A 26,254-nucleotide genomic window follows, 5' to 3' on the forward strand; every position below is an offset into this window, starting at 1 on the left:
ACGGCTCAGCTCGCGGCCGAACGGCTCAGCTCGCGGCCGAACGGCTCAGCTCGCGGCCCCGGGGGCGACTACTCCCACTCGATGGTGCCCGGGGGCTTGCTGGTCACGTCGAGGACCACCCGGTTGACCTCGCGGACCTCGTTGGTGATGCGGGTGGAGATGCGGGCGAGCACGTCGTACGGGACGCGCGACCAGTCGGCGGTCATGGCGTCCTCGCTGGAGACCGGGCGCAGCACGACCGGGTGACCGTAGGTGCGGCCGTCGCCCTGGACGCCCACCGAGCGGACGTCGGCGAGCAGGACGACCGGGCACTGCCAGATCTCCCGGTCGAGACCGGCGCGGGAGAGCTCCTCGCGGGCGATGGCGTCGGCCTCGCGGAGGATCTCCAGGCGCTCGCGGCTCACCGCGCCGACGATGCGGATGCCCAGCCCGGGGCCGGGGAACGGCTGGCGCCAGACCATCGCGGCGGGCAGGCCCAGCTCCTCCCCGGCCCGGCGCACCTCGTCCTTGAACAGGGCGCGGAGCGGCTCGACCAGCGAGAACTGGAGATCGTCGGGGAGGCCGCCGACGTTGTGGTGGGACTTGATGTTGGCGGTGCCGGTGCCGCCGCCCGACTCGACCACGTCCGGGTAGAGGGTGCCCTGGACGAGGAAGTCGACGGGGCCGTCGGCGATGATGGCGCGCTGCTCGTCCTCGAAGACCCTGATGAACTCGCGGCCGATGATCTTGCGCTTCTCCTCGGGGTCGGTGACCCCGTCGAGCGCCTTCAGGAAGCGCTCCTGGGCGTCGACCACGCGGAGCTTCACCCCGGTGACGGCCACGAAGTCGCGCTCGACCTGCTCGGCCTCGCCCTTGCGCAGCAGCCCGTGATCGACGAAGACGCAGGTCAGCCGGTCGCCGATGGCCCGCTGGACCATGGCGGCGGCCACCGCGGAGTCGACGCCGCCGGAGAGACCGCAGATGGCGCGGCCCTCGGGGCCGATCTGGGCGCGGACCGCCTCGACCGCGTCCTCGACGATGTTGAGCATCGTCCAGGAGGGGCGGCAGCCCGCGGCGTCGAGGAAGTGCTTCAGCACGGCCTGGCCGTGGTCGGAGTGCAGGACCTCGGGGTGGAACTGGACACCGTACAGGCCCAGCTCGGGGTGCTCGAAGGCGGCGACGGGCGTCTGGGCGGTCGCGGCGGTGACGGTGAAGCCCTCGGGAGCGGCGGAGACGCTGTCACCGTGGGACATCCAGACCGACTGCGTGGCGGGCAGCCCCGCGAAGAGCACGCCCTGCCGGGCGACGTCGAGGTGGGTGCCGCCGTACTCGGCGGTGCCGGTCCTGGCCACCTCCCCGCCGAGCTCCTGGGCCATGATCTGGAAGCCGTAGCAGATGCCGAAGGTCGGCACGCCGGTCTGGAACAGGCCCGCGGGGGCGGCGGGGGCGCCTTCGGCGTACACCGACGAGGGACCGCCGGACAGGATGATCGCCTTGGGCTTCTTCGCCATCATCTCCTCGACCGGCATCGTCGAGGGGACGATCTCGGAGTAGACGTGGCATTCACGCACCCTTCGCGCGATCAGCTGCGCGTACTGCGCGCCGAAGTCGACGACCAGGACCGTGTCGAACTCAGACACCAAGACCCCCAAAAGGAACAGAGCGGTGGCCTCAGTCTATCGGCGCCCGTCAGCGCGCCCGGTCGTAGCCGGGAAGATCTCCCACCGCCCCGCCCACCCGCGATCGGGAAGATCTTCCGCTCCCCGTCACCCGCGACCGGGCAGGACTCCCGTCCCCCACAGCCGGGAAGACCTCCCCCGTCACTCACGGCCGGGGAAGGACTCCCACCCCCCTGTCACTCACGGCAGGGAAGATTCCCGCCACCCCGCCACCCCGTCAGTCACGGCCGGGGAACGAGGGCGGTGTCCCGGCGATCAGGGCCTCGGTCTGTTCGCGCAGGGCCTCGGCGTGGCCGGGGTGGGTGAGGACCAGGAAGCGCTCCTCGCGGATCGCGGCCACCGCGGCGAGCGCCACCTCGGCCGGGCCGATGCCCCCCTCCACCAGGCCGTCGATGATCGCGGAGGAGGCCACCTCGTCCTCGGTGCGCTCGGCGGCCACGAGGTTCTCCGGCCGGTGGCGGCTGGAGTGGTTGAGGCCGGTCCGCACCCCGCCGGGGCACAGCGCGGTCACCCGGAGCTTGGAACCGGCCGTCGCGAGGTCCTGGGCGAGGGACTGCGAGGCGGCGAGCGCGGCGTACTTCGAGACCGTGTAGGGACCGAAGTAGGGAACGGCGAACAGGCCGGCGGCGGAGACGGTGTTGAGGATGTGGCCCTCGGTGTCCTGGTCGATCATGCGGGGCACGAAGGCCCGGATCCCGTGGAGCACGCCCCACAGGTTCACCCCGAGCATCCAGGCGAAGTCCTCGGGCTCCCGCGTCCACATCCGGCCGCCCTGGAAGACCCCCGCGTTGTTGCACAGCACGTGGACCGCGCCCAGCTCGCCGAACGTACGGTCGGCGAGGTGATCCACCGCCACCGGGTCGGAGACGTCGGTGATCTCGGTGAGCACCTTGCCCCCGAGGATCCTGCCCTCCGCCGCGCTTCCCCTCGCCGCGCTCCCCTCCACCAGCGAGGCGGTCTCCGCGAGGTCTCCCGGGTCGACGTCGGCGAGCATGAGGGACATCCCCTCCGCGGCGAGGCTCAGCGCGAGCGCCCTCCCGATCCCGCTGCCCGCCCCCGTGACGACCGCGACCTTGCCTGACAGTTCACGCATAGCGCTTCCTCCAGCATCATGGTTCACGCATCGTGTTACCTCCGGACCGGCTGTTCACACCTCGCACCGCCTCCGGTTCGCGCCGTGCCCGGCGACCGCCCGGACACGAACCCCCTGCCCGGCGGGGCTCGGGCACGAACCCGCCGTGCCCGGCGACCTCTCGGAAACGACCCCCTGCCCGGCGACCTCTCGGAAACGAACCGCCATACCTAGCGGCCGATTGGGCACCAAGCTAACGTGAAGCCCCCCAGCAATCGAGGAGGCCGCCGATGACCGGCACCGGAGTCGTCGTCACCGGCGGGGCGTCGGGGATCGGCCGGGCCTGCGCCCTGGCGCTCGCCGAGGCCGGGCGCCCGGTGGCGGTCTGGGACCTGAACGAGGCGGGCGCCAAGGAGACCGCCTCGCTCGCCGCCGCGCACGGCGTCGCCGCGACCGCCGTCACCGTCGACGTCACCGACTCCTCCGCCTTCCCCGCCGCGATCACCGCCAGCCGCGACGCCCTCGCCTCGATCGGCGGCCTCGTGCACGCGGCCGGGATCGCCGCCCCCATGGCCCTCGGCGACCTGAGCGAGGCCTCGTGGGACGCGGTGCTCAACGTCAACCTGCGTGCCCACGCCCTGCTGGTCAAGGCCCTGCTGGAGGACCTGCGCGGCCAGGGGGGTTCCGCGGTCGTCGGCATCTCCTCGATCGAGGGCCTGGTCGGGCAGGCCTTCATCCCGGCCTACTGCTCGTCCAAGGCGGGCATGCTCGGCCTGACCCGCTCGATGGCCCACGAGCTGGCGCCGATCCGGGTCAACGCCGTCTGCCCCGGCTACGTCGACACCCCGATGCTCACCGCCGCCACGGGCGGCGACGCGCGCTATCTGGAGTCCTTCAGCCGCAGGTCGCTCTTCGGCCGCCTGGGCCGTCCCGCCGAGGTGGCGGCGGCCGTACGGTTCCTGCTGAGCGACGAGGCGTCCTTCGTCACCGGCGCCCACCTGGTCGTCGACGGCGGCGCCACGGCCGTCGACCGCTGAGCCCGTCCTTTCCGCCGTCTACCGGGCGCCGGGGTCCGTGCGAAGGGCGTGGCCGAGCAGGCCGAGGGGCGGGGAGCCGAGGGCGAGCATGGCGGTGTGGAAGCGGTTGAGGCCGAAGCCGGGACCCCATTCGGCCCTGGCGCGGTCGCGGAGATCGAGGATCTCCAGCTTGCCCCAGGTGTAGCGGCCGTAGGTGGGGTCGAAGGTGGCCCGCGCCGCCTCCGAGTGGGCGGCGGGACCGGCGATGTGGGTGTCGGCGGCGAAGCGGCGGGCGCCCTCCTCGACGGTCATCGCGCCGGAGTGCACGCCGATCGCGCAGGCCAGCCGGGTCACCCTGATGAGCGCCTCCAGCCACACCCCGATCTCGAAGCGCGGGTCGCCGGGGGCGAAGCCCTCCTCGACGCAGAGCTCCTCCGCGTAGTGCGCCCAGCCCTCCGCGAAGGCCAGCGACATCAGCGTCCGCCGTACGTCGGAGCGGACGTGGCGCAGGGCGCGGCCGTGGGAGAAGTGCCCGGGGGCGACCTCGTGCACGTTGATCGCGGGGAGCGTCGTCTCGCTGAAGACCTCCAGCCACTCCTCGACGTCGCGCTCGGGCCACGAGGGGTCGGGCGGGGTGACGTGGTACCACGAGGGGCCGTCGGGCTCGCCGGGCGCCGACCAGCTCATCATCGCCATCGCCCACCGGCGCGACTCGGGCGCGATGCCGACCCGGCACTCCCCGTCGTGGTAGGGGACCAGGTCCTTCTCCCTGGTGAAGGCGATCGCCCTCTCGGTGCCGATCCTGGCCGCCTCGATCACGCCGTCGGGGCCGGGGTGCTGCCTGACGAGCTCGCGCGCGACCTCCAGCGGCGGCCGTCCGGCGAATCCCAGCGCGGCGCAGGACTCCGCCAGCCGGGCCATCAGGCGGTCGCGCTCGGCGTCGGCGCGCTCGGCGAGCCGTCCCAGGTCGACCGGGAGGCCGTCGCCGGTGCCCATGAGCCCGGCGAGCCCCTCGGCGCCGAGGGAGGCGTCCGGGTCGCCGGTGTGCGCGGCCTTCTCCACGTGCTCCACCAGCCGGGCGTGGGCCCTGAACGCCGCCTCGCGCACGCTCTCCTCGGCGTCCCCCGGCACCCCGGAGGCGAGGCCGCGTACCGCGCCGAGCAGGGCGGTCGCGACGGGGGCGCTGAGCAGGTCGAGCGAGGCGATCGCGTTGTCCACCGCCTCGGGCCAGCGGGCCAGGTGCGCGAGCTTGGCGGCGTGCCGCTCGGCCTCGGGGGCGTACTCGCGGTCGTAGGTGGCCAGGTCGAGGTTGCCCAGGTGCTCCAGGGGGCTGCGGCGGTGCAGCTCCAGCTCGCCGAGCTGCACCCGGGCAGCCTCCTCGAAGATCCGCAGGTGCGCCGCGTCGTACGGGTCGGCGGGCAGCGGCCCCCGGCCCAGCGCGGCCAGCCCGGCGCGCACCCCCTCCGGCGACAGGTCCTGGATCAGGCCGTCGTACTCGTGCCGCCCGGCCATTTCCCGGACGCCGGACACGGTGAGGTCGCACACCGCGCGGAGGCGGCCGTCGAGTTCGGTCATGGACGCGACGCTATATCAGGAGGGGTCTTCCGAGCCTGGGAACGACACCCGCGCATCCGAGGTCGGGCCGGGGAAATCCGCCGCTCGATTCCCTCGGACGTCCATGTGAAGCCCCGTCACGGCGGACCGGAATTAATATATGTGAATATGAAATAAGTGCATTAAATGCCCGGCAGATCACCCACGCCGAACGAGAAGTGCGTACTTTTACATGGCGCACCCCATATCCGCCGTGCTTGTGTGTTACCCAGCGCCGGTAGGCGAAAAGAACGCGGCGGATCCGCCGATCTCACATATGCGCGATCACCACGACGCGGTCCCGGTGACGGGAACGACGACGGCCGCGCCCCCGAGCGGGACCCACGCCATCGGCGCGGCTCCCCGACGCGAACACCTCGCGCGTCTCTCTTTCCCGCGCGACACGAACTTCCCGCGCGGCACGAACTCCCCGTGTGACGCGGACTTCCCGCGTGAAACGGACTTCCCGCGTGACACGGACTTCCCGTAGACGGATTTCTCGTGTGACGGATTTCCCGTAAGACGTGTTTCCCATGCGACGCCGAACCGTGACAGCCGAAGGACGACCTCCCGTGAAAAGCCCCCCGGGCGACAGCGCCCTCCTGCGTGACATCGCGATCGCCGAGATCGGACGGGTCCCGGCCCGCGACTGGTCGGTCACCGACGGGGAGTTCTGGTGCCTGGTCGTTCCCGGCGGATACGCGATGCCCGCGCAGGGCTGGAAACTCCACATCTCCGCGACGATGCTCTCCGCCCCGATCGTGCTCTCCCGGGTCGTACGAGTGCTGGCCGCCGAGGGATGCGCCTTCAAGTTCCCCGCGCGGCTGGGTGACTACTGGGAACTCCTCGCTCCCCACTGTGCCCGCGCCCAGGCGGGGAAGTTCGTCACCGCCTACCCGGCGGGCGGCGCCGAGGCGGCCCGGCTGGCGCCGCTGCTCGACGAGGCCACCTGGGGGCTTCCCGGCCCGGCGATCCTGTCGGACCACCCCTACCGGCCCGGCGGGATCGTCCACTACCGCTACGGGGCCTTCGGCGGGCACCGGGTGCTCGGCAACGACGGTTTCTACGAGGTCCGGCTCCGCACGCCGGAGGGGACGACGGTCCACGACGAGCGGCTGCCACGGTTTTCTCCGCCCTCCTTCGCCACCTCACCCTTCGCCACGCCCGGCGCCCCCGGGCGGCCGGAGCGGCGCGCCGTGATGCTGAACGGCCGTTTCGTGGTCCGCGAGGCGGTGCGACACGCCAACAGGGGCGGCGTGTACATCGCGGAGGACACCGGGAGCGGCGCCGAGGTCGTGATCAAGGAGGGACGGCCGCACGCCTCGTCCGACCTCGGGGGCCGGGACGCGCGGGACCGGCTGGCGGCGGAGAGGTCCCGGCTGGAGGTCCTGGCTTCCAGCGGGTTCGTCCCGGCCGTGGTCGACTTCTTCGAGCAGGGCGGGCACGCGTTCCTCGTCGAGGAGCGCGTGCCCGGGACGACGCTGCGGCGCTGGTCCGAAGAGAACGCCGGGCCTCTCGGGCACGACGGCTTCGGGAACGGGGCCGCCGGGGTCCTGCCGATCCTGCGGCGCCTCGTCGACGCGCTGCGGGCCGTCCACGACCTCGGCCACGTCTTCCGCGACCTCTCACCGGACAACGTGATGCTCCTGCCCGGCGGCGACCTCCGGCTCGTCGACCTGGAGCACGCGACGGTTCCGGGTGACATCGTCATGATCGGCGGGACCCCCGGCTACCTGGCCCCCGAGCTGGTGCCGCACACCGGCGAACTCCGGCCCGCCCCGGGGGAGACGGCCGACCTGTTCGGTCTCGGCGGGCTGGCGTACTTCCTCGCGACCGGCGCCGGACTGGAACTCCCCGAGGACGGTACGACGGGCCCGGCCCGCGGGCGTCGCCTTCTCGGCCACGTCGCCGCGGTGTCCACGGCCAACCCCGCCCTCGCGCTCCTCCGCCCGCTGGTGGAGGGACTGGTCATCGAACCGGAGGAGCGCTGGTCCCTGAACCGCTGCGCGGAGTTCCTGGACACGCTCGCCCCGGCGGCCCCCGCCACCGGCCTCGCGGCGACACGCGAGACGGGGAAGGCCCGCGTCCTCGCGGGCCCCGCCCTAGCGGAGGTGAGAACGGCCGGGCCACGACGAGCGGACCTCCCGGTGGCGGACGGGCCGGCACGGCTGGTGGATCTCCCGGTGGCGGGCGGGATACGACGGGCGGACCTTCTGGTGGCGGACGGTCTGACGTGGCTGGTGGAGACCATGGACACTCGGGAGGACAGCCCGTCGCCGTGGCCCAACGCGGTCGGCGGGGCCGGTGGAGCCGAGGCGGATCCGTGCTCGGTGAACGGGGGCGTGCCGGGCATCCTGGCCGTCCTGACGCTCGCCTCCCGCACGGCCGTCACGCACAACGCCTTCACGAACGACGCCTTCACAGGCGGCGCCGTCGTCGTGGACGACATCGTTGTGGACAGCGCCGTCACAGGCGACGCCGTCACGAACAACCCCGTCACGAACAACCCCGTCACGGGCAGCGCCGTCGCAGGCGACACGGCGGGCGCGGAAGGCGCGGCAGGCACGGAAGGCCTGGAAGGCGCGGCGGAGGCCGCGGCCGGGTGGCTCCGCCGCCGCCTCTCCGACGAGGACGTCTGGCCCCCCGGCCTGTACTTCGGGCGTTCGGGAGCCGTCTGGGCCCTTCACGACGCGGCGGAGACCTCGGGCGACGACGGGACGAGGGAGTTCGCGCTGCGGGCGGCGGCCCGGCTTCCGGTGGACCACCCGAGCTCCGACGTGACGCACGGGCTGGCCGGGGCCGGTATGACGGTGCTGCGCCTCGCCCTGCGCTCGGGCGACCCCGTACTCCGGAGGCGGGCCGTGGAGACGTTCGAGAACCTGCACAATGCGCGGTCCTACCGGATGGGGCACCCGCGATGGCCGACGCCGGAGTCGTTCGACTCCGGTCTCGCGGGCGCCGACCACCTCGGCTTCGCGCACGGGATCGCCGGGGCCGGTACGGCGCTGCTCTACGCCGCCGTCACCCTCGGCCGCCCGGACTGGATGGCGACCGTGCGCGAGGTCGCCCACGCCCTGTACGAGCGGGCCGACGTCGACGGCGACACCGCCTGGTGGCCGACCCTCGCGCGGGACCCGCGGACGGTCCGGCCGCGCCGGCCGCACTGGTGCAGCGGCTCGTCGGGGATCGGCTCCTTCCTCGTCCGGTACTGGCGCGCCACCGGCGACCCGGACGCCCTGCGGCTCGCCGGCCAGGCGGCGGTCGCGGTGCACAGGACCCGCTGGCGGTCGGGGGCGGTGCCGTGCCACGGCCTGCCCGGCGACGGCGAGTTCCTCCTCGACATGGCCGACTTCACGGCCGACGACCGGTACCTGCGCTGGGCCGGGGACCTGGCCGGATGCCTGGAGGCCAGAGCCGTGACCCGCTCCGGCAGGCTGCTCGTGCCGGACCCGTTCTCGAAGGTCGTCCCGACGTTCCTCGGCGGCGTGGCCGGGATCGTCGCCTTCCTGGTCCGGCTGCGCCACCGGCACGCGCGGCCGTGGATGCTCGACGACGTCGTGGGGGACGCCTGGCGTCCTCCCGTCCCAGGCTCGCCGCCCGTTCCGGGGCGGCGGAAGGAGAAGCGGCCCGCGCCCGGCGCGGCCACGAGATCGGCGAGGAGGTGAAATCGATGTCGTTCGACGTTCAGGACCTTCAGGGTCTGGAGGAGCGCGAGCCGGCCTCCAGCGAGGCGGGTCGCCTCACGAACTGCCGGATCCACATGTTCTGCACCGACAACTGATCACACGGGCCCCCTGCCCTCTCCGCGGCCGGGCAGGGGGCCCTCGGGGTGCGCCGGCTCTGTCCTGATCCTGTCCTGGCCCTCTCCACAGCCCGGCACGGGCCTTCGGCCGACTGCCGCCGGCCCTACTCGCCTACTCGCGCGCTCCCGCGACGATGACCTCCAGGGCGGACCGGGGAGCCCTGCCGAGCAGGCTCCGCAGGTCGCCGTCCGTCGCGTCCATGAACCCGTTCGCGATCGAGGAGTAGGTGCTCACCAGCATCGGGACCTGGAAGGGAACCAGGCCGGAGGCGGTGAACGCCTCGCGGGCCCCGGCGAGGGTGCCCGGCTCGTACGAGACGGCGTCCCCCGTGGCCTCGGTGCGGGCGGCGGCCAGTTCCGCGCCGCCGACCGCCTCCTCCCCGACCAGCTCGTAGGTCCGGCCCGCGTGCGCGGAGGCGCCGGCCGCGACCAGGGCGGCCACGTCGGCCAGGTCCTCGCGGGCCACGGCGGCCAGCCGTCCGGAGCCCAGCGGCGCGGTGATCCTGCCGTCCACGGCGGGCGCGAGCGTCGCCAGCAGCTCGGCGTAGAGGCCGTTGCGCAGGATCGTCCAGCTCGCGGTCCCCTCGCGGAGCCTGCGCTCGGTCCAGCGGTGGGCGAGCGCGTAGGCCAGGTGGTCCCCGGCGGCGCTGAGGCTGGTGTAGACGATGTGCGCGACCCCGGCCTTCTCCGCCGCCTCGATCGCCGCGCCGTGCCTGGCGATCACCACGTCGTCCTCGCCGTAGCCCGCGGAGATCAGCAGCAGCGTGTCCACCCCGGCGAAGCCCTCCGCCAGCGAGGCGGGGTACTCGAAGTCGATCAGCCGGGCCGGTCCCCCGGCTGGGACCGCCTCCGGGGCGCGGCTGCCGATCACCACGTCGTCCCGCCCGGCCAGCCGCGCGGCGACGAGCCGCCCCAGTGCGCCCGTCGCCCCCGTCATGAGAATCATGGGATCTCCCCCGCGTAGTTGGTTCTCTTCGGTAACCGGGTCCATCATCGACACCAAGGACGCGTGACATAAGGAGGCACTTCGATGTCAGTGGGGCACACCGCGGTAACCACGGAGCCGGTCGTCTCCTGCGGGGGCGAGGACTGCGGCATCCGTGAGGTCCTCGACCGGATCGGCGACAAGTGGTCGGTGCTGGTGGTCGTGGAGCTGGCCCAGGGGGTGCGCCGGTTCCGCGAGCTCCAGCGGGCCGTGCCCGGCATCTCGCAGCGGATGCTCACCCTGACCGTGCGCCGCCTGGAGCGCGACGGCCTGGTCTCCAGGACCGTCCACGCCGTCGTCCCGCCGCAGGTCGACTACGAGCTGACCCCGTCCGGGCACAGCCTCACCCACCTGTTGCGGACCCTCGTCGACTGGTCGGCCGAGCACCGCGACGGCATCGCCGAGTCGCGCCGCCGCTGGGACGCCGCCCACCCCGATTCCGGAATCCACTGAGGCCCCGCGGGGAGCTCACCGGGGACCGGCCACGGCCTCCGGTCCGGCGATCCGGTCGAGCAGCGCCTCCAGCGTCTTGTCGTCCGTGGCGGGGGCCATCACGGTAATCCGCAGGTGGCGGACCCCGCCGACCTCGGCCGAGGTCAGCTGGAAGGCTCCGTCCTCCATCAGCCGCTCGCGGATGTCCGCCTGGTCGCCGGTGCCGTACCGGAAGCAGACGATGTTGCTCTCCGGTTCGTACGGGCACTCGAAGCCCGGCCGCTCGCGGGCCAGTTCCCAGAAGCGGCGCGCGGTGGCGTACTGGCGCGCGACGTACTCGCCCAGGCCCCGCTCGCCCCGCCAGGCCAGGTTGAGGAAGACCTTCAGGCCCAGCTCGGCCTTGCTGCACTCCACGGTCCTGCCGATGAGGTCGAAGCCCTGCTCCCCGTAGAACAGGTAACTGGCCCGCTGCCGGAAGGCCGCGTCCAGGTCGCCCTCGCGCCGGGTCAGCACCGCCGCGGCCAGGCTGGAGGTACGCAGCATCTTGTGCGCGTCCCAGACGAGCGAGTCGGCGAGCCCGATCCCGTCGAGCAGGTGGCGGTGCCCCTCGGAGAGAAGCGCGGAGGCGCCGTGGGCGCCGTCCACGTGGAACCAGACGCCGTTGGCGGCGCAGAACTCCCCGGTCCCGCGCAGGTCGTCGTAGAGGCCGGTCCCGGTCGCGCAGGCGTTCGCGACCAGGGCCATCGGCCGCCGTCCCGCCCGGCGCACCCGTTCCAGGGCGTCGGGCAGGCGGGCGACGTCGATCCTGCCGAGCCCGTCGACGTCCAGCGGCATGACCGCGCGCTCCCCCAGCCCGAGGATCGCGGCGGCGCGGGCGAGCGAGTAGTGGGCCGACTCGGGGGCGAGCAGGGCGAGGTCGCCGGGGACGCCCTCGGTCCACGCATCCGGGGCCGCCGACGCCCGCGCGGCGAGCAGCGCGGTGAGGTTGGCCAGCGAGCCGCCGTGGGTGAGGACCCCGCCCCCCGTCTCTCCGAAGCCGACCGTGCCGAGCATCCAGCGCAGCACCTCGAACTCGACCGTCGCCGCCGAGGCGCCCATCTCGTAGATCGCCATCGGGTTGTTGTGCGCGCCGTGCACGAAGTCGGCGAGCGCGGCGGGGAAGTCGGGGGTGGCGACCTGATGTCCCAGCTGGGCGGGGTGGTGCAGCCGGGTGCCCTCGGCGAGGTAGTCGCGCAGGAACTCCCGGTACCCCTCCGGCGTCATCCCGCCCTCGCGGATCCACCGGGCGAGCCCGAGCCGTTCGGCCAGCTCGCGCGGGGGTGTGCGGCGGATGACGGGCGACTCCCCCCGCTGGCTCCCGTCCACGTAGGCGGCCAGCTCGTCGACGGTCACACCCGCCGCGTTCACGAATTCCTCAACGTTCCACGTCACACGGGGATACTGGTGGAATTCACGACGGCTCGCCAGATGAGCCGAATTCGACGGAGGTGAACCCGGTGAGCGTCGAACTGGATTCGGTGGACCGGCGAATTCTGGTCGAGCTGCAGAAGGACGCGCGGCTCCCCAACAAGGACCTGGCCGAACGCGTGGGCGTCGCCCCCTCCACCGCGCTGGAGCGGGTGCGCTCCCTGCGGAGGCGCGGGGTGATCGGCGCCTTCCGCGCCGAGGTCGACCCGGCGACGCTCGGCCGTCCCATGCAGGCGCTGCTCGCCCTGCGGGTCCGGCCGCACACCAGCCAGCTCGTCGACCCGCTGCGGGCCTTCGTCCTGGGCCTGCCCGAGACCATCGCCCTGTTCCACGTGGCCGGACCGCAGGACTTCCTGGTCCACGTGGCGGTCGCCGACGCCGACCGCCTGCACCGCCTGCTCCTGGAGAAGTTCCTGATCCGGCCCGAGATAGTGCACGTCGAGACGACCCTCATCTACCGCACTGAGCCCCAGCCCATCCAGCGGCCCACCGGCTGACCCGCGCCTGGAGCACGTCCGTCTGGTCGACACCGCGCTCACCGGAAGGGCACGCCAAGCGACCGCGACGTCTCGTCGGCCTAGAGGTGACAGGGGTGAGCGAGGATCTCGTGACGCTCGCCGAGATCGCCGACCGTACCGGCCGGACCTTCGCAACAGCCGATCACCGGGCCGTCGGACGCCGCGGGCCGAAGGCTTCCCCGAACCGAAGGTGCGGCGTCCTCGCGTGAGCCTGTGGTCGTGGGCGGGGGGGCGACCTGGCTCCACGGGAATCGCCTCGCCGAGTACGAACGGCGAGAGCCGGAGAAATGGGGACAGTGACCTCTTCCGCGACGGACCAGGCCCGCTCGTGAACACCCCGCGATCAGCGGACGTGCTCACTCACCGGAGGCAGCCACATGGAGATCGGCGAAACCCGGCCTCTCCCGTCAGGTGATCCCGACGATGGGCAGGCGCAGGGCCCCGGGGGCGGCGGCCGGGACTGCGGGGTTCCCGGGAGCGACGGGCGGCAGGCGGGCGTACGGGGAGCCCTGGGCGGGGCGGGTGTCCGGCTCGCCCCGGTTGGGCCACAGCGCCATGGCGCGCTCGGCCTGGGCGGTGATGGTGAGGGAGGGGTTGACGCCCGGGTTGGCGGAGACGGCCGAGCCGTCGACGACGTGCAGGCCCTCGTAGCCGTGGACGCGATGGTAGGGGTCGATCACCCCGGTGTCGCGCCCGGCGCCGATGGCGCAGCCGCCCAGGAAGTGGGCGGTGGCCGGGATGTCGAACAGGTCGAGCCAGGAGCCGGCCGGGACGCCGCCGACCTCCTCGGCCGCGTGCCTGACGAACTCGTGGCCTGCGGGCAGCCAGGTGGGGTTGGGCTCGCCGTGACCCCGTCCCGAGCGCAGCCTCCGGCCGAACAGCCCCCTGCGCTCGGACAGGGTGATCGAGTTGTCCTTCGCCTGCATGACCAGCGCGATGATGCCGCGCTCCGACCACCGGCGGTGGTTGAACAGCCTCGCCACCCGGTGCGGCGCGCGCAGGGCCTCGCCAAGGAACCTCAGCCAGCGCGGAGCGCCGCCGCCGTCGACGAGCAGGGTGCGGAGCATGCCCATCGCGTTGGAACCGTCCCCGTAGCGGACCGGCTCGATGTGCGTGTGGGCGTCGGGATGGATCGAGGAGGTGATCGCCACCCCCCGGTTGAGCTTCTCCCCCCCGGCCTCCCTCCCGGCCTTCCCCTCGACCGAGAGACGCTCGAACCCGAGCAGCGCCTCCGAGTTGGTCCTGGTGAGGGCCCCCAGGCGGTCGGAGAGCCGGGGCAGCGCGCCCGAAGCCTTGAGCCGGTGCAGCAGGCGCTGGGTGCCGTACGTCCCCGCCGCGAAGACCACGTGCTCGGCGGTGAGCGCGCGGCGGCGCCAGGGCGCGCCCGTCCCGCGCGTCTCGACCCGGTAGCCGCCGTCCACCGGGACGACCGACGTGACCGTGGTCTCGGCGAGAACCGTGGCCCCTGCCCGCTCCGCCAGGTGGAGATAGTTCTTGACCAGCGTGTTCTTGGCCCCGTGGCGGCAGCCCGTCATGCACTCGCCGCACTCGGTGCAGCCGCTGCGGCGCGGCCCCGCGCCGCCGAAGTAGGGGTCGTCCACCTCCACGCCCGGGGCGCCGAAGAAGACGCCGACCGGCGCCAAGTGGAAGGTGTCGCCCACGCCCATCCGCTCGGCGACCGCGCGCACCACCTTGTCCGCCGGGGTGACCGTCGGGTTGAGGGTCACGCCCAGCATGCGCGAGGCCTGGTCGTAGTACGGGGCCAGCTCGGCCTTCCAGTCGGTGATGGACGACCACTGGGCGTCCAGGAAGAACGCGTCCGGCGGCTCGTAGAGGGTGTTGGCGTAGACCAGGGAACCCCCGCCGACCCCGGCGCCCGCGAGGACCATCACGCCGGTGCCCTTCTCGCCCCGGAGCACGTGGATGCGCTGGATGCCCTTCAGTCCCAGCGCCGGGGCCCACAGGAAGTCGCGGACCCGCCAGGAGGTCCTGGGGAGCGTGGTCTCGTCGAAGCGGCGACCGGCCTCCAGCACCGCGACCCGGTAGCCCTTCTCCGTCAGCCGCAGCGCCGAGACGCTCCCGCCGAACCCCGATCCGATCACCAGCACGTCGTGGTCGAACACCGCGCTCCCTTCGGACGACCTTCGAACGACCCCGGGGCCCTCACTTCAGGCGGAGCGTCTTCATCACCTTGAAGGCGGTCGCGAGGGTGTCGGCGTACTTCTCGTACGCCATGCCGAGGACCGGTTCGAAGCCCAGCCAGGACGCCTGGCTGGAGATGGTCTGCCCCTCGGTGTACTTCAGCAGCCCCTCGGACCCGTGGCGGCGGCCGAGGCCCGAGGACTTCATGCCGCCCATGGGCGCGCCGTAGGAGGCGTAGGCGGAGCCGTACCCCTCGTTGACGTTGACCGAGCCCGCCCTGATCCGGGAGGCCAGCGCCCGCCCGCGCGGCACGTCGCGGGTCCAGACGGAGGCGTTGAGGCCGTACGCGGTGTCGTTGGCCCTCTCGACCGCCTCGTCGTCGTCGTCGAAGCGGTAGACCGCGACGACGGGGCCGAAGGTCTCGGCCCGGCACAGGTCCATGCTCTCGTCGACGTCGGCCAGGACGGTCGGCTCGTAGAACAGCGGGCCGAGGTCGGGACGGGTCCTTCCCCCGGCGAGGACGCGGGCGCCCTTCGCGACGGCGTCGTCCACGTGGGCGCCGACCGCCTCCAGCTGCCGCAGGGAGGAGAGCGAGCCCATCTGCACGTTCCAGTCGAGCCCGGCGCCGAGCCTCATGTTCCCGACCTGCCGGACGAGCCTCGACACGAACGCGTCGTGCACGGAGTCGTGGACGTAGAGCCGCTCGACGGACAGGCACAGCTGCCCGGCGTTGGTGAAGCAGGCGCGCAGCGCGCCCTGGGTCGCCGCGTCCAGGTCGGCGTCGTCGAGCACGAGCATCGGGTTCTTGCCGCCGAGCTCCAGCGAGCAGCCGATCAGCCGCTTCGCCGCCTCCTCGGCGATCTTCCGGCCGGCCCGGGTGGAGCCGGTGAACGCCACGTAGTCGGCCTCGTCGAGCAGCGGCCCGCCGACCTCCTCGGGGTCGCCGAGGACGACCTGCCAGATCTCCCTGGGCATGCCGAGGGAGACGAGCAGGTCGATCGTCCACAGCGTGGACAGCGCGGTCTGGGTGTCGGGCTTGTGCACCACGGCGTTCCCGGCGAGCAGCGCGGGAACGGCGTCGGTGACGCCGAGCGAGAGCGGGTAGTTCCACGGCGAGATCAGCGCCACCGTCCCCCGGGGCTGGCGCGTCTCGACGGTCCTGGTGGCGACGGGCATGATCCCGGCCCGCCTCCTCGGCTCCAGCAGGCCGGGGGCCCGCCGCGCGTGGTAGAGGGTGCAGCCCGCGACGTCGAGGACCTCCTCGAAGGCGTGCCTGCGGGCCTTGCCGGTCTCCCACTGGACCACGTCGAGGATCTCCTCGCGGCGGTCGAGGATGGCGTCGTGCAGGCGCAGGAAGGGCTCGGCGCGCTCCCGCGCGGGCCGGGCCGCCCACTCCCGCTGTGCCTCCCGCGCCACGGCGTGGGCGGAGCGGACGTCGTCGGCGGTGGAGACGGGCATCTCGGCGAGGACCTCGCCGGTGAACGGCGCCGTGATCTCCCGGGTCTTACCGTCGGAGGTCACGTGCCGCACGACGCGTTCGATCATGCGGGGAGCGAGGACCCGTGTCATCTCGGCCCGTGTCATTTCAGGGGGAACGGCCATGTCCGCAGCGTAATCGTGGGAGGCGTGCCCTGACTACCAGCGGGTAGCAAGGTGTTGAACCACATGTCCTCCCGATCCGTCGTAGTGGCATGAGGACATCGATTCGTACGGCCGGCGCGGTCACCCTCGCCGCCGCGCTGCTCGCCACGGCGTGCACGTCGACGGGGACCTCGACGGAGCCTTCGACGGAGACGAAGCCCGTCGCGGGCCGTACGACGGCGCCCGTCGATCTGGGGAACGTCAAGCTCGTCTCCTACAGCGGCTGCGACGACATGCTGACCGGCCTGCGCGAGGCGACGGTGAGGAACGTCGGCCCCTGGGGTCTCGGCGGCCCCGTGGTCATGTACGCGGAGACGACGGCGCGCGCCGACGACTCCGCCAGGAGCGCGTCCGGCGCGCCCGAGCACTCCACCACGAACACGCACGAGGCCGGGGTCGACGAGCCCGACCTGGTGAAGACCGACGGCGACCGGGTGATCACCGTGAACCGCGGCGTGCTGCGGGTGGTGGACACCGCGACCAGGAAGGTCACCGGCACGCTGAAGCTCGTGAACGCCGAGCAGGTGTGGGCCCCGGCCGACCTGCTGGTCAGCGGGGACCGGGCGCTGGTGCTGTTCTCCGGCGGCGGGATCATCCCGTACGGCGCGACGTCCAAGCGCGCGGCGAGCCCGGGACCGCGCTACGTCCTCGTCGACCTGTCGGGGAAGCCGGAGGTGATCGGCTCGCTCACCCCCGACGGCTCCCACGTGGACGCCAGGATGGTCGGCTCGACCGTGCGGATCGTGGTCCGCAGCCAGCCGCGCATCGAGTTCCCCGACGTCGGGCCCGGCCTGTCGGACAACGAGCGCACCCGGCGCAACGCGGAGGTCGTCGCCAAGGCGCCGATCGAGGCGTGGCTGCCGAAGTACGAGCTGACGACCGCGGACGGGAGGACCTCTGACCGCAAGGTCGACTGCGGGCAGGTCAGCCACCCCGCGGAGTACACGGGGACGTCGATGCTGACCATGCACAGCCTCGACCTGTCGGAGGCGCTCACAGAGACGGCCCCGATCGCCGTCGCGGCCGACGGCGACACCGTCTACGGGACGGGCACCAGCCTGTACGTGGCCAGCAACCCGCGCTGGTGGTGGCCCCGGCCGATCGACCCGGTGATCGTCGAGGACACCCCCGCGACCATCGCCACTCCCGCTCCCACTCCGGTGACGCCCGCGCCGTCCGGGTCCGCGACCCTCTTCGCCACACCCGCGACGCCGCCGGTGGTACCCGCCACGCCCGCCACTCCCGCCGCCGCGTCGGGCGACCCCGCGCCGAGCCTGCTCCCCGAGCCCTCGGCGCCCCCGACCGTCTCGCTGACTCCGGCCCCCTCGGTGACCTTCCCCGACGCCCCGACCCAGACCATCACACCGGGCGTCACGGTCTCACCGTCCCGGGCTCCTTCGGCCGGTGACACCGTCCCGCCGACGAAGGCCCCCGCGCCGCCGCCTGAGGAGACCGAGATCCACCGGTTCGACATCACCGCGGCCGGGGCGCCCCGCTACGTCGCCTCGGGCAAGGTCCCCGGCAGGCTGCTCAACCAGTACTCCCTGTCGGAGCACGAGGGGCACCTGCGGGTCGCCACCACCTCGACCGCCTCGCGGAACGAACCGGCCACCTCCCCGACCGCCGCGCCGGACACCTCCAGCGCCGTCTACGTGCTCGACGCCGGCACCCTGGCCAGGACCGGCGAGGTCGGCGGCCTCGGGCAGGGTGAGCGGATCTACTCGGTCCGCTTCATCGGCCCCGTCGGCTACGTGGTGACGTTCAGGCAGGTGGACCCGCTCTACACGCTCGACCTGCGCGACCCGGCGGCACCGAGGAAGACGGGCGAACTGAAGATCACCGGCTATTCGGCGTACCTGCACCCGGCGGGCGACGGGCGGCTGATCGGCGTGGGCCAGGAGGCGAGCGAGCAGGGCCGCACGCTCGGCACCCAGGTCTCCCTGTTCGACGTGAGCGACCCGGCCGACCCGCGCCGCCTGTCGCGGATGTTCCAGAAGGACTCGGGCTCCGAGGCCGAGTGGGACCCGCACGCCTTCCTGTACTGGGCGAAGACGGGGATGGCGGTCATCCCGGTGAACTCGTGGACCGGGACCGAGCAGACCAACGGGACCGCCCTGGTCCTCAGGATCGACGACTCCGCGATCACCAGGACCGGCACGGTCAGCCACCCCAGGCCCAAGGCGCCGGAGAACGGCCGGATGGCCTACGACCCGGGCATCCGCCGCTCGGTCGTCGTCGGCGACAGCCTGTGGACGGTCTCCGACCTCGGCCTCAAGGTCAGCGCCATGAGCGACCTGACCGACCAGGCCTGGATCCCCTTCTCCTGACCTTCCCGGACCGACCTTCCCGGACCGACCCTCCCGGACCGACCTTCCCGAACCCCCGGCCGACCCTCCCGAACTCTTTCGAACCCTTCCGAACCCTTTACGAATCGACCCTCCCGGGCCCCCGGGCCGGCCTTCCCGGCCCCTCCGACCCGTCCTGACCTCGCTGGACTTCCCGCCCGCGCCCCCGGCCCGACCGCCGGGGGCGCACTCGTTCACGCACCCCAGAGCGCCCCCATAACACCGACGTATACACCTTTACAAGATCTTGTCATGACACTTGAATCGGTGTTACCTCTTGCGCAACACACGTGATCTGCGTGTGGCATGGCCGGCGACGGCCATCTTTCGCTGGAGGATCGGTGTCGACCAAACCCTGGTCACGCGTTACCGTCATCGCCGCCGCCACCGCGGCGCTCGTCATTCCCCTGCCGGGGGTCGCCCAGGGCGAACCCGGCGGGCAGCCCCCCAAGGTCCACGACTTCCAGGCCGAACACGGCGCCAAGCCCGACCTGGACAACCGGCGCGGCAGCGTCGCACCCCCGACATCACTCTCCAGGTCGGCCGCGGCGAGTACCGCGACGATCCGGTGGAACGCTCTCGGCACTCCCGCCGTCGTCACCGGCTCCACCCCGCTCGCCGAGGGCCTGGACGCCGACCCCGAGCGGGCCGCGCGGGCCTACCTCAAGGCGAACGAGAGCCTCTTCGGCCTCTCCGGCGAGGCCGTGGACGCGCTGGAGAAGATCGCCGCCAACCCCATCGGGGACGGGTACGCCGTACTCCTGCGGCAGAGGTTCGGCGGCCTGCCCGCGGGCGTGGACGGCCAGGTCGTGGTCGGCGTGAAGGGCGGGAAGGTCCTCCACGTCACCTCGACCCTCTCCCGCTCCTCCGAGGCGCCTCCCGCCGCCAGGCTCACCGAGCGGCAGGCACTGGAGATCGCGGCCAGGGACGGCGGGATCGACCTGGCCACGGCCACCGTCAAGAAGGCCACGGCCACGGCGGTGCCCGCGCCCGACGGGACGCACAACGCGTTCCAGATCACCCTGATCGGCGGCGGCGAGGGCGAGCCCGCCGCGTACACGACGCACGTGGACGCGGTCAGCGGCGAGATCCTGACCCGCGAGAACCTGGTGGACCACCACAGCGCGCCGGACGACCCGCGCTGGGAGGCGTTCCCGGCCAACCCTCCGGCCGACTACTCCTCCACCGACACCCGCGCGACGTGGTGCGCCACGGCCGGTCCCGGCTGTGACGTGGTCGGGGCCGACCCGGGCACCGGCAAGGCGTGGGACGTCGACCACGCCACGGACACCCCGACGAACACGAGCGTCGGCAACGCCGCCAAGACCGTGGAGAACCGCGCCAGCGGCGACGCGTTCTCCGTCGGCACCCGCACCAACGTGGCCACGCCGAACCGCGAGTACGTCTACCCGTGGACCAACAAGTGGTACACGGCCAAGTGCGACCCTGCCTCCCTGGACCAGCCGGGCGAGGCCGACCTCGAAGCCGCCATCTCCAACCTGCACGTCATGCACAACCGCATGCACGACTGGTCCTACCGTCTCGGCTTCACCGAGACCGCCTGGAACATGCAGAACGACAACGGCGAGCGCGGCGGCCTCGGCGGCGACCCCGAGCAGGGCAACGCCCAGGCGGGCGCCCGGGTGCTCAGCGTGCGCGACAACGCCAACCAGATCACCGGCCCCGACGGGGTCGCGCCCATCACCAACATGTACATGTGGCAGCCGATCGCGGGCTCGTTCTACTCGCCCTGCGTGGACGGCGACTACGACATGTCGGTGATCGGGCACGAGTACACCCACGCGATCTCCGGCCGCATGATCGGCGGCCCGAACGCCGGATGGAGCGGCGCCCAGGCCGGGGCGATGAACGAGAGCACCTCCGACCTGTTCGCGATGGAGTACCTCTCCGAGTACGGCTTCCGCCCCGCGGGCGACACCCCGTACGTCACCGGCGGCTACGTCACCGGCGACAAGAAGGCGGGCATCCGCAACTACGACATGTCCGACTCCCCGCTGAACTACAGCGACATCGCGTACGACATCGTCGGCCAGCAGGTGCACGCCGACGGTGAGATCTGGTCGGCGACCCAGTACGACGTGCGCAAGGGCTTCCTGCAGAAGTACGGCCAGGGCACCCCGGCCAGGCAGAAGGCGTGCGCCGACGGCACGACCCCGCTCGCGCAGTGCCCCGGCAACCGCCGCTGGGCGCAGGTCTCCTTCGACGCGCTGCTGCTGATGGCCTCCGGCGCGGTCAGCTACGTCGACCACCGCGACGCGCTGCTCGCGGCCGACACCATCCGCTTCGGCGGCGCGAACCAGGCCATCATGTGGCGCGCGTTCGCCGAGCACGGCCTCGGCCAGGGCGCGGCGAGCGTCGGGGCCAACGACCCCGACCCGACGCCGAGCTTCGTCGACCCGGCGGGTAAGAACGGCAAGATCCAGCTCAAGCCGCTGCTCGACGCCAAGGACGCCGCGCTGCGGCTGTACGTCGGCGACTACGAGGGCCGCGTCGTGCCGGTGGCCGACACCGACCCGGCGACCCCGCTCGGCGACACCGTCGAGATGACCCCGGGGATCTACGACTTCGTGGTCGCGGGCAACGGGTTCGGGCACACCCGGGTGAAGTTCGCGGTGCTGCCCGGCCTGAAGCTGCCGCTGCCGCTCGCGATCCCGAAGAACCTCGCCTCGGCGGCGCTGGGCGCCACCGCGGCCGGTGACGGCGTCAACCAGGCCAAGCTGATCGACGAGACGGAGGCGACGAACTGGGCCTCGCTCACCGGCCCGGTCACCGGCAAGTCCGTCACCGTGGACCTGGCCGGGACCACGCCGGAGAGGATCCGCCGCGTTCAGGTCAGCGCCATGCTCAGGCCCCCCGCCGCCACCGACCCGGCCGACCCGGGCAGCCAGAACCGCTTCAGCGCCCTGCGCGCCTTCGAGGTCCTGGCCTGTGACGCCACCAAGAAGGACTGTTCCTTGCCCGCGTCCTTCTCGGTCGTCTACACCAGCCCGTCCAACGCCTTCGAGACGCGCAGGCCGCGTCCTCGCGGCGCCGATCTGGTGATCGAGTCCTTCAAGATCCCCACGACCACCGCGACCCACCTGACCCTGCGGGCCGTCTCCACCCAGTGCACCGGCAACCCGGTCTACGCCGGTGAGCAGGACGCCGACCCCAACTCCGCCACCGACTGCGCCACGGCCAGCCCCGTCAGGGACCACCTGCGCGCGGCCGAGTTCCAGGCCTTCACCCGCTAGTCCTCCCGGAGTCCTCCCGCCGGTCCCTCCCCAGGGACCGGCGGGTCCTCCGGACACCCGCGCCGGCCCCTCCTGAGGGGCCCCGGACACCCGGCCGACCCCTGGGTCTCTCCACGGGGCCGGCCAAAGCCTTCCGAACACCCGCCGGCCCCTCCGGGGTACCGTCAGTCCCTCCGGAGGAGTCCCCGGGGCCCGAGCTTCCCGGGGCCCGGGGACCTTCCGGTTCCGGGGGTTCCGATTCCCCTGGGACCTTCCGGTCCCGGGAGGATCAGACCGGGTTCGTCTCGGGGCTGGCCACCGGCACGATCTCCGGGGCGCCGAGGCGGATGGCGTCGGCCTCCTGGTCGGTGTCCTGTTCCTGGGAGAGGCGCTCGGACTCGACGCGCTTGGTGTAGTACTCCACCTCGCGCTTGACCTGCTCGGCGTCCCAGCCCAGCGGATCGGCGAGCAGCTGGGCCGCCTCCTCGACCACGGCCAGTCCCCGGTGGAAGGTCTCGATCGAGATGTGCGTACGCCGGGTCAGCACGTCGTTCACGTGCCGGGCTCCCTCGTGGGTCGCCGCGTAGACCACCTCCGCCCGGAGGTAGTCGTCGGCCCCCGTCAGCGGCTTGGCCAGCGACGGGTCCCGCTCGATCAGCGCCAGGACCTCGTCGATCATCGACCCGTACCGCTGGAGCAGGTGTTCGATCCTGGCCACGTGCAGCCCGGAGGACTGGGCCAGCCGCTGCCGGGAGTTCCACAGCGCCTGGTAGCCCTCGGCCCCGGCCAGCGGGATGCGGTCGGTGCAGGAGGCCGGGACCCGCTGGTCCAGGCCGTGCGCCACGGCGTCGACCGCGTCCTTCGCCATAACACGATATGTCGTGTATTTTCCACCGGCCACCATGACCAGCCCCGGCACCGGGTGGGCCACCACGTGCTCGCGGGAGAGCTTGGACGTCTCCTCCGACTCCCCGGACAGCAGCGGGCGCAGCCCGGCGTAGACGCCCTCGACGTCCTCACGGGTGAGCGGGACCGAGAGCACCTCGTTCACGTGGTCGAGGACGTAGTCGATGTCCGACCGCGACGCCGCCGGGTGGGCCCGGTCCAGCTCCCACCGGGTGTCGGTAGTGCCGATGATCCAGTGACGGCCCCACGGGATGACGAACAGCACCGACTTCTCGGTGCGCAGGATGATCCCGGTGAGGGAGTGGATCCGGTCGCGCGGCACCACCAGATGGATGCCCTTGGAGGCGCGCACGTGGATCTGCCCGCGCCCGCCGACCAGCTCCTGGATGTCGTCGGTCCACACGCCGGTGGCGTTGACCACCTGGCGGGCCCGTACGTCCATCTCCCTGCCGGTCTCCAGGTCGCACACCCGGACCCCGGTGACCCGCTCCCCCTCACGCAGGAAGCCGACCACCTGCGCCCGCGAGGCGACGTTGGCCCCGTAGGTGGACGCCGTCCGCAGCATGGTCATGACGTAGCGGGCGTCGTCGACCTGGGCGTCCCAGTACTGCACCGCGCCGGAGAACGCCGTCCTGCGCAGCGCGGGCGCGAGCCGCAGCGCCCTCTTGCGCGACAGGTGCCGGTGACCGGGCACGCCCCGGGAGAGGCCGGTGGAGAAGCCCATCGTGTCGTACATCACCAGGCCCGCGCCGACGTAGGGCCGCTCCCAGCCGAAGTGCGTCAGCGGGAACAGGAACGGCACCGGCCGCACCAGGTGCGGGGCGATCCGCTGCAGCAGCAGGGCCCGTTCCTGGAGCGCCTCCCTGACCAGCTCGAAGTTGAGCTGTTCCAGATAGCGCAGGCCGCCGTGGATCAGCTTGGACGACCTGGACGAGGTGCCCGAGGCGAAGTCGCGCGCCTCCAGCAGCCCGACCGACAAGCCCCGGGTCGCCGCGTCCAGCGCGACCCCCGCTCCGACGACCCCGCCTCCGATCACCACCACGTCGAGTTCCTCGGCGCTCATCTGCGCCAGTGCGGCGGACCGCTCGGCAGGACCGAGCCGTCCGGTGCCCATTCGCGCCGTCATTGTGCAACCCCCTGGGGTGCGGCTTGTCGCCTTACGTGAGGTATCTACCCATCTACCCTAGGCACCATTACCGACCAGTAGGAAACGGCGACGGTGATTCACGCCATACCCCCGCGAACAGCGAGAACACCATGAGACGCCCAAGGGGGAGCAACGCCACGGGAACACCTCCCCGGGACCAGGCACCCGCCGATCAGCCCACGGGAACGAAAACCCGGTCTCAACATCGGCCGGAAGCGACGGGACCCCACCTCCCGGCATGATCTTGAGCAGGCGTGACGGCGCGACTCCCTCCAGATCCCACGCCGCCACGCCGTCTAACGAGCAGTTCCGGACAGGAGCGCCGTCCAGACGGCCCGAGCTTCACCGATCGGATACATGAAGGTGTCATGGACCTCGGGAGTACGGTCGAGCTGGACGGTTCGCCGGACGAAGGCCCGCCCGCCGCCCTCGTACAGCTCGTAGACCGTGGCGCGGCACAGGCAGGTCCACAACACCGGGCGAGCCCGCCCAAGCGCTGAATCCGCATACCGTCGCCGCCATTCCAGCCGTACATGATCTCGCCGAACCATGGCCACGTGCGGACTCAGGCACTCGTCAAGCAGGATCACAGCGTGCCCCCGCCGCCAGCTCGGACGGAGGATGGACTACGCGCAGCTCCGCATGGCGAAACGCGACCCGACGAGCGGCCTGAACGGGATCTGCAGCCGGATGCCAGGCGTAGACGGGCCGGTGACGCCGGGCGTCCCAGCCGGTACGCCACCAGTAACGATCATCCTTGCACCACACGACCAGCCCCACCCAGACCGACACCAGCGCCAGGCCGTACCCGTCGTGGACGTCAGCCTTGATGCCCAGCCGCCCCAGTTCGGCCCGAAGCTCCTCGGCCATGTCGGCGGGAGTCGGCGCGGTCATGGCTTGCGGCCCAAACCGCCACAGATCGGCACCCGTGCCTGCTTTTTGTGGATGAGACGTGCCTTGGCCGTTCGGCGTCTTTGCCACGGAGTCCTCCTCCTCGTCTCACGTCGGGGTATCGACGCTAGGCGCGAGCGAGGCGAACGCCCCGAACTCTCAGCTCGGGTGAGCCATCGGTCCGGGTTACCCGGCCAGCAGGCCAACCCGTTGTGCCAGGGCCTGTACCTGCGGCGCGTAGGTGGGGCGAGCTCGTTTGAGCAGCCCACGGATCAGGTCGCGGGCCAGGACGTTGTACCTCAGGTCCTCCGGACCACTGGCCTCTGCCGTGAGGAGGTGGAGAAAGACTGCCGCATCGTCGCGGCGCTGTTCGTAGCAACGTGCCACTTCCAGAGCGAAAGTCGTACGTCGTTCCAGCGACGCAAGACGAGAGACGGCGACATCATCTGCCAGGCGCAGCGCTTCAGCTGTCTCGCCCGCCTCCACCTCGACGCTCACCGCGTGAAGGCCGACGTTCGGTACGCCGAACACGGTCCACAACACATTGCCGTCACCTGACCGCTGTGCGGCAGGCAGGGCGTTCTCCCGCAACCGATCACGAGCCGTCCAGAAATCGCCCCTCCTGGCTGCCGCGACCGTCGCCACCAACCACAGCGCGCCTTCCATGGCGGTGCGGGCATATGCATCTGAAGGCAGGTCATGACGAAGTGATTCGATCGCGTAGAGAGCGACTTCTTCCGCGCCTTCCGCCTCGCTCTGTGAGAGCAGGATCTGTCCGAGATTCCATTTGGCCACCGCGACCCGCAGCGGGTCGTCCGCTTCCTCTGCCGCGACCATCCCTCGATCCGCGACCAAAAGCGACAGATCAGGGCGTCCGATCCGCTTGGTGAATGTCCGCAGGAAGAAGTACAGGTCCGCCGACATCCGGTAAACGTCTCGGCGCGTTGCCGCATCACCCCCGGACCGGAGCGCACGCGCTACGAACTGCACGTCACGCACAAGATCAGGGACCAGGGGAGCCGCGTCCGTGAATCGCGTGGGAGATGTCTGCCACAGCGCCCAAAGAGCATTCACCCGTTCGCGAAGCTCGGCCAGATCAGGAAGGGGCCGATCGGACGGGATGGGAACGTACGAGGTCAGAGCCCGCTGCAAGATCCTTCCAACGGGGTGAACCGCGCTCTCCTCCTCGAACGCGGGCTCACCGAGCAGCGCGGAGACAGGTACGTTCAACACGCGAGCCAGCCGATGCAGGAGCGGCATCGCCGGTGTTTTCAAACCCCGCTCGATCTGCGACAGATAATCCTCGGTGATCCCGGCGAGACCCGCGACGACGGCCTGTTTCTTCTTCTGCGCCTTGCGGTAGAACTGCACCCGCTCGCCTACGGGGATCTCGGACACGCGTGTTC

Annotated in this window: 16 protein-coding genes; 6 read left to right on the top strand and 10 right to left on the bottom strand. The window is 72.0% G+C overall.

Annotated elements, in window-relative coordinates:
• Positions 1-68: 68 nt before the first annotated feature.
• Positions 69-1,640, bottom strand: coding sequence for a glutamine-hydrolyzing GMP synthase (guaA, locus tag ACSC1Q_RS25040; protein ID WP_436761335.1), 1,572 nt, complete (start codon positions 1,638-1,640; stop codon positions 69-71).
• Positions 1,641-1,875: 235 nt separating this feature from the next.
• A complete protein-coding gene (locus ACSC1Q_RS25045; protein WP_436761150.1) occupies positions 1,876-2,751 on the bottom strand; it encodes an SDR family NAD(P)-dependent oxidoreductase in 876 nt (291 codons plus the stop codon).
• A gap of 269 nt (positions 2,752-3,020) precedes the next feature.
• Here ACSC1Q_RS25045 and ACSC1Q_RS25050 point away from each other — a divergent pair, with 269 nt between their 5' ends.
• Positions 3,021-3,767 carry an SDR family NAD(P)-dependent oxidoreductase gene (locus tag ACSC1Q_RS25050; protein ID WP_436761151.1) on the top strand — a complete coding sequence of 249 codons (747 nt, stop codon included), beginning with the start codon at positions 3,021-3,023 and terminating at the stop codon, positions 3,765-3,767.
• 18 nt (positions 3,768-3,785) lie between these two features.
• Here ACSC1Q_RS25050 and ACSC1Q_RS25055 read toward each other — a convergent pair whose 3' ends face one another.
• Entirely contained in the window at positions 3,786-5,321 is a 1,536-nt protein-coding gene (locus ACSC1Q_RS25055; RefSeq protein WP_436761152.1) for a DUF885 family protein, read from the bottom strand.
• A gap of 590 nt (positions 5,322-5,911) precedes the next feature.
• Here ACSC1Q_RS25055 and ACSC1Q_RS25060 point away from each other — a divergent pair.
• Positions 5,912-9,004 carry a class III lanthionine synthetase LanKC N-terminal domain-containing protein gene (locus tag ACSC1Q_RS25060; protein ID WP_436761153.1) on the top strand — a complete coding sequence of 1,031 codons (3,093 nt, stop codon included), beginning with the start codon at positions 5,912-5,914 and terminating at the stop codon, positions 9,002-9,004.
• Positions 9,005-9,253: 249 nt separating this feature from the next.
• Here the strand turns inward: ACSC1Q_RS25060 and ACSC1Q_RS25065 are convergent, their stop codons facing one another.
• Complete coding sequence (locus ACSC1Q_RS25065; RefSeq protein WP_436761154.1) at positions 9,254-10,087, bottom strand: NAD(P)H-binding protein; 834 nt, start codon at positions 10,085-10,087, stop codon at positions 9,254-9,256.
• A gap of 84 nt (positions 10,088-10,171) precedes the next feature.
• On the opposite strand from ACSC1Q_RS25065, the gene ACSC1Q_RS25070 reads away from it, so the two are divergent.
• Complete coding sequence (locus ACSC1Q_RS25070) at positions 10,172-10,579, top strand: winged helix-turn-helix transcriptional regulator (protein WP_436761155.1); 408 nt, start codon at positions 10,172-10,174, stop codon at positions 10,577-10,579.
• 15 nt (positions 10,580-10,594) lie between these two features.
• Here the strand turns inward: ACSC1Q_RS25070 and ACSC1Q_RS25075 are convergent, their stop codons facing one another.
• The gene (locus ACSC1Q_RS25075) at positions 10,595-11,989 is read right to left on the bottom strand and encodes a pyridoxal phosphate-dependent decarboxylase family protein (protein WP_436761156.1); all 1,395 of its coding nucleotides are present in this window, start codon (positions 11,987-11,989) and stop codon (positions 10,595-10,597) included.
• A gap of 65 nt (positions 11,990-12,054) precedes the next feature.
• Between ACSC1Q_RS25075 and ACSC1Q_RS25080 the strand changes: the two genes are divergently transcribed.
• Complete coding sequence (locus ACSC1Q_RS25080; protein WP_436761157.1) at positions 12,055-12,522, top strand: Lrp/AsnC family transcriptional regulator; 468 nt, start codon at positions 12,055-12,057, stop codon at positions 12,520-12,522.
• Positions 12,523-12,950: 428 nt separating this feature from the next.
• Here ACSC1Q_RS25080 and ACSC1Q_RS25085 read toward each other — a convergent pair whose 3' ends face one another.
• Together ACSC1Q_RS25085 and ACSC1Q_RS25090 are read right to left on the bottom strand one after the other, a co-directional pair.
• Positions 12,951-14,666 carry a GMC family oxidoreductase N-terminal domain-containing protein gene (locus ACSC1Q_RS25085; RefSeq protein ID WP_436761158.1) on the bottom strand — a complete coding sequence of 572 codons (1,716 nt, stop codon included), beginning with the start codon at positions 14,664-14,666 and terminating at the stop codon, positions 12,951-12,953.
• Between the two features lie 40 nt (positions 14,667-14,706).
• A complete protein-coding gene (locus ACSC1Q_RS25090; protein ID WP_436761159.1) occupies positions 14,707-16,230 on the bottom strand; it encodes a succinic semialdehyde dehydrogenase in 1,524 nt (507 codons plus the stop codon).
• 146 nt (positions 16,231-16,376) lie between these two features.
• Here ACSC1Q_RS25090 and ACSC1Q_RS25095 point away from each other — a divergent pair, with 146 nt between their 5' ends.
• Entirely contained in the window at positions 16,377-18,653 is a 2,277-nt protein-coding gene (locus ACSC1Q_RS25095; RefSeq protein WP_436761160.1) for a beta-propeller domain-containing protein, read from the top strand.
• A 359-nt stretch (positions 18,654-19,012) separates the two neighbouring features.
• Positions 19,013-21,925, top strand: coding sequence for a M36 family metallopeptidase (locus ACSC1Q_RS25100; RefSeq protein ID WP_436761161.1), 2,913 nt, complete (start codon positions 19,013-19,015; stop codon positions 21,923-21,925).
• Positions 21,926-22,193: 268 nt separating this feature from the next.
• Here ACSC1Q_RS25100 and ACSC1Q_RS25105 read toward each other — a convergent pair whose 3' ends face one another.
• The 3 genes from ACSC1Q_RS25105 to ACSC1Q_RS25115 form a co-directional block, all read right to left on the bottom strand.
• On the bottom strand, positions 22,194-23,936 hold the full coding sequence (locus ACSC1Q_RS25105) for a glycerol-3-phosphate dehydrogenase/oxidase (protein ID WP_436761162.1): 1,743 nt from the start codon (positions 23,934-23,936) through the stop codon (positions 22,194-22,196).
• Between the two features lie 597 nt (positions 23,937-24,533).
• On the bottom strand, positions 24,534-24,938 hold the full coding sequence (locus ACSC1Q_RS25110; protein WP_436761163.1) for a hypothetical protein: 405 nt from the start codon (positions 24,936-24,938) through the stop codon (positions 24,534-24,536).
• A 96-nt stretch (positions 24,939-25,034) separates the two neighbouring features.
• Positions 25,035-26,246 carry a helix-turn-helix domain-containing protein gene (locus ACSC1Q_RS25115; protein ID WP_436761164.1) on the bottom strand — a complete coding sequence of 404 codons (1,212 nt, stop codon included), beginning with the start codon at positions 26,244-26,246 and terminating at the stop codon, positions 25,035-25,037.
• Between the last annotated feature and the right edge of the window lie 8 nt (positions 26,247-26,254).

It is taken from the genome of Streptosporangium heterodermiicola (assembly GCF_051390675.1).
Classification (GTDB): Bacteria; Actinomycetota; Actinomycetes; order Streptosporangiales; family Streptosporangiaceae; genus Streptosporangium.

Bases quoted from the DNA above. Each gene is read 5' to 3' on its own strand.
- ACSC1Q_RS25045 (WP_436761150.1), bottom strand. From the start codon at position 2,751: ATGCGTGAACTGTCAGGCAAGGTCGCGGTCGTCACGGGGGCGGGCAGC.
- ACSC1Q_RS25050 (WP_436761151.1), top strand. From the start codon at position 3,021: ATGACCGGCACCGGAGTCGTCGTCACCGGCGGGGCGTCGGGGATCGGC.
- ACSC1Q_RS25055 (WP_436761152.1), bottom strand. From the start codon at position 5,321: ATGACCGAACTCGACGGCCGCCTCCGCGCGGTGTGCGACCTCACCGTG.
- ACSC1Q_RS25065 (WP_436761154.1), bottom strand. From the start codon at position 10,087: ATGATTCTCATGACGGGGGCGACGGGCGCACTGGGGCGGCTCGTCGCC.
- ACSC1Q_RS25070 (WP_436761155.1), top strand. From the start codon at position 10,172: ATGTCAGTGGGGCACACCGCGGTAACCACGGAGCCGGTCGTCTCCTGC.
- ACSC1Q_RS25090 (WP_436761159.1), bottom strand. From the start codon at position 16,230: ATGATCGAACGCGTCGTGCGGCACGTGACCTCCGACGGTAAGACCCGG.
- ACSC1Q_RS25095 (WP_436761160.1), top strand. From the start codon at position 16,377: ATGAGGACATCGATTCGTACGGCCGGCGCGGTCACCCTCGCCGCCGCG.
- ACSC1Q_RS25105 (WP_436761162.1), bottom strand. From the start codon at position 23,936: ATGACGGCGCGAATGGGCACCGGACGGCTCGGTCCTGCCGAGCGGTCC.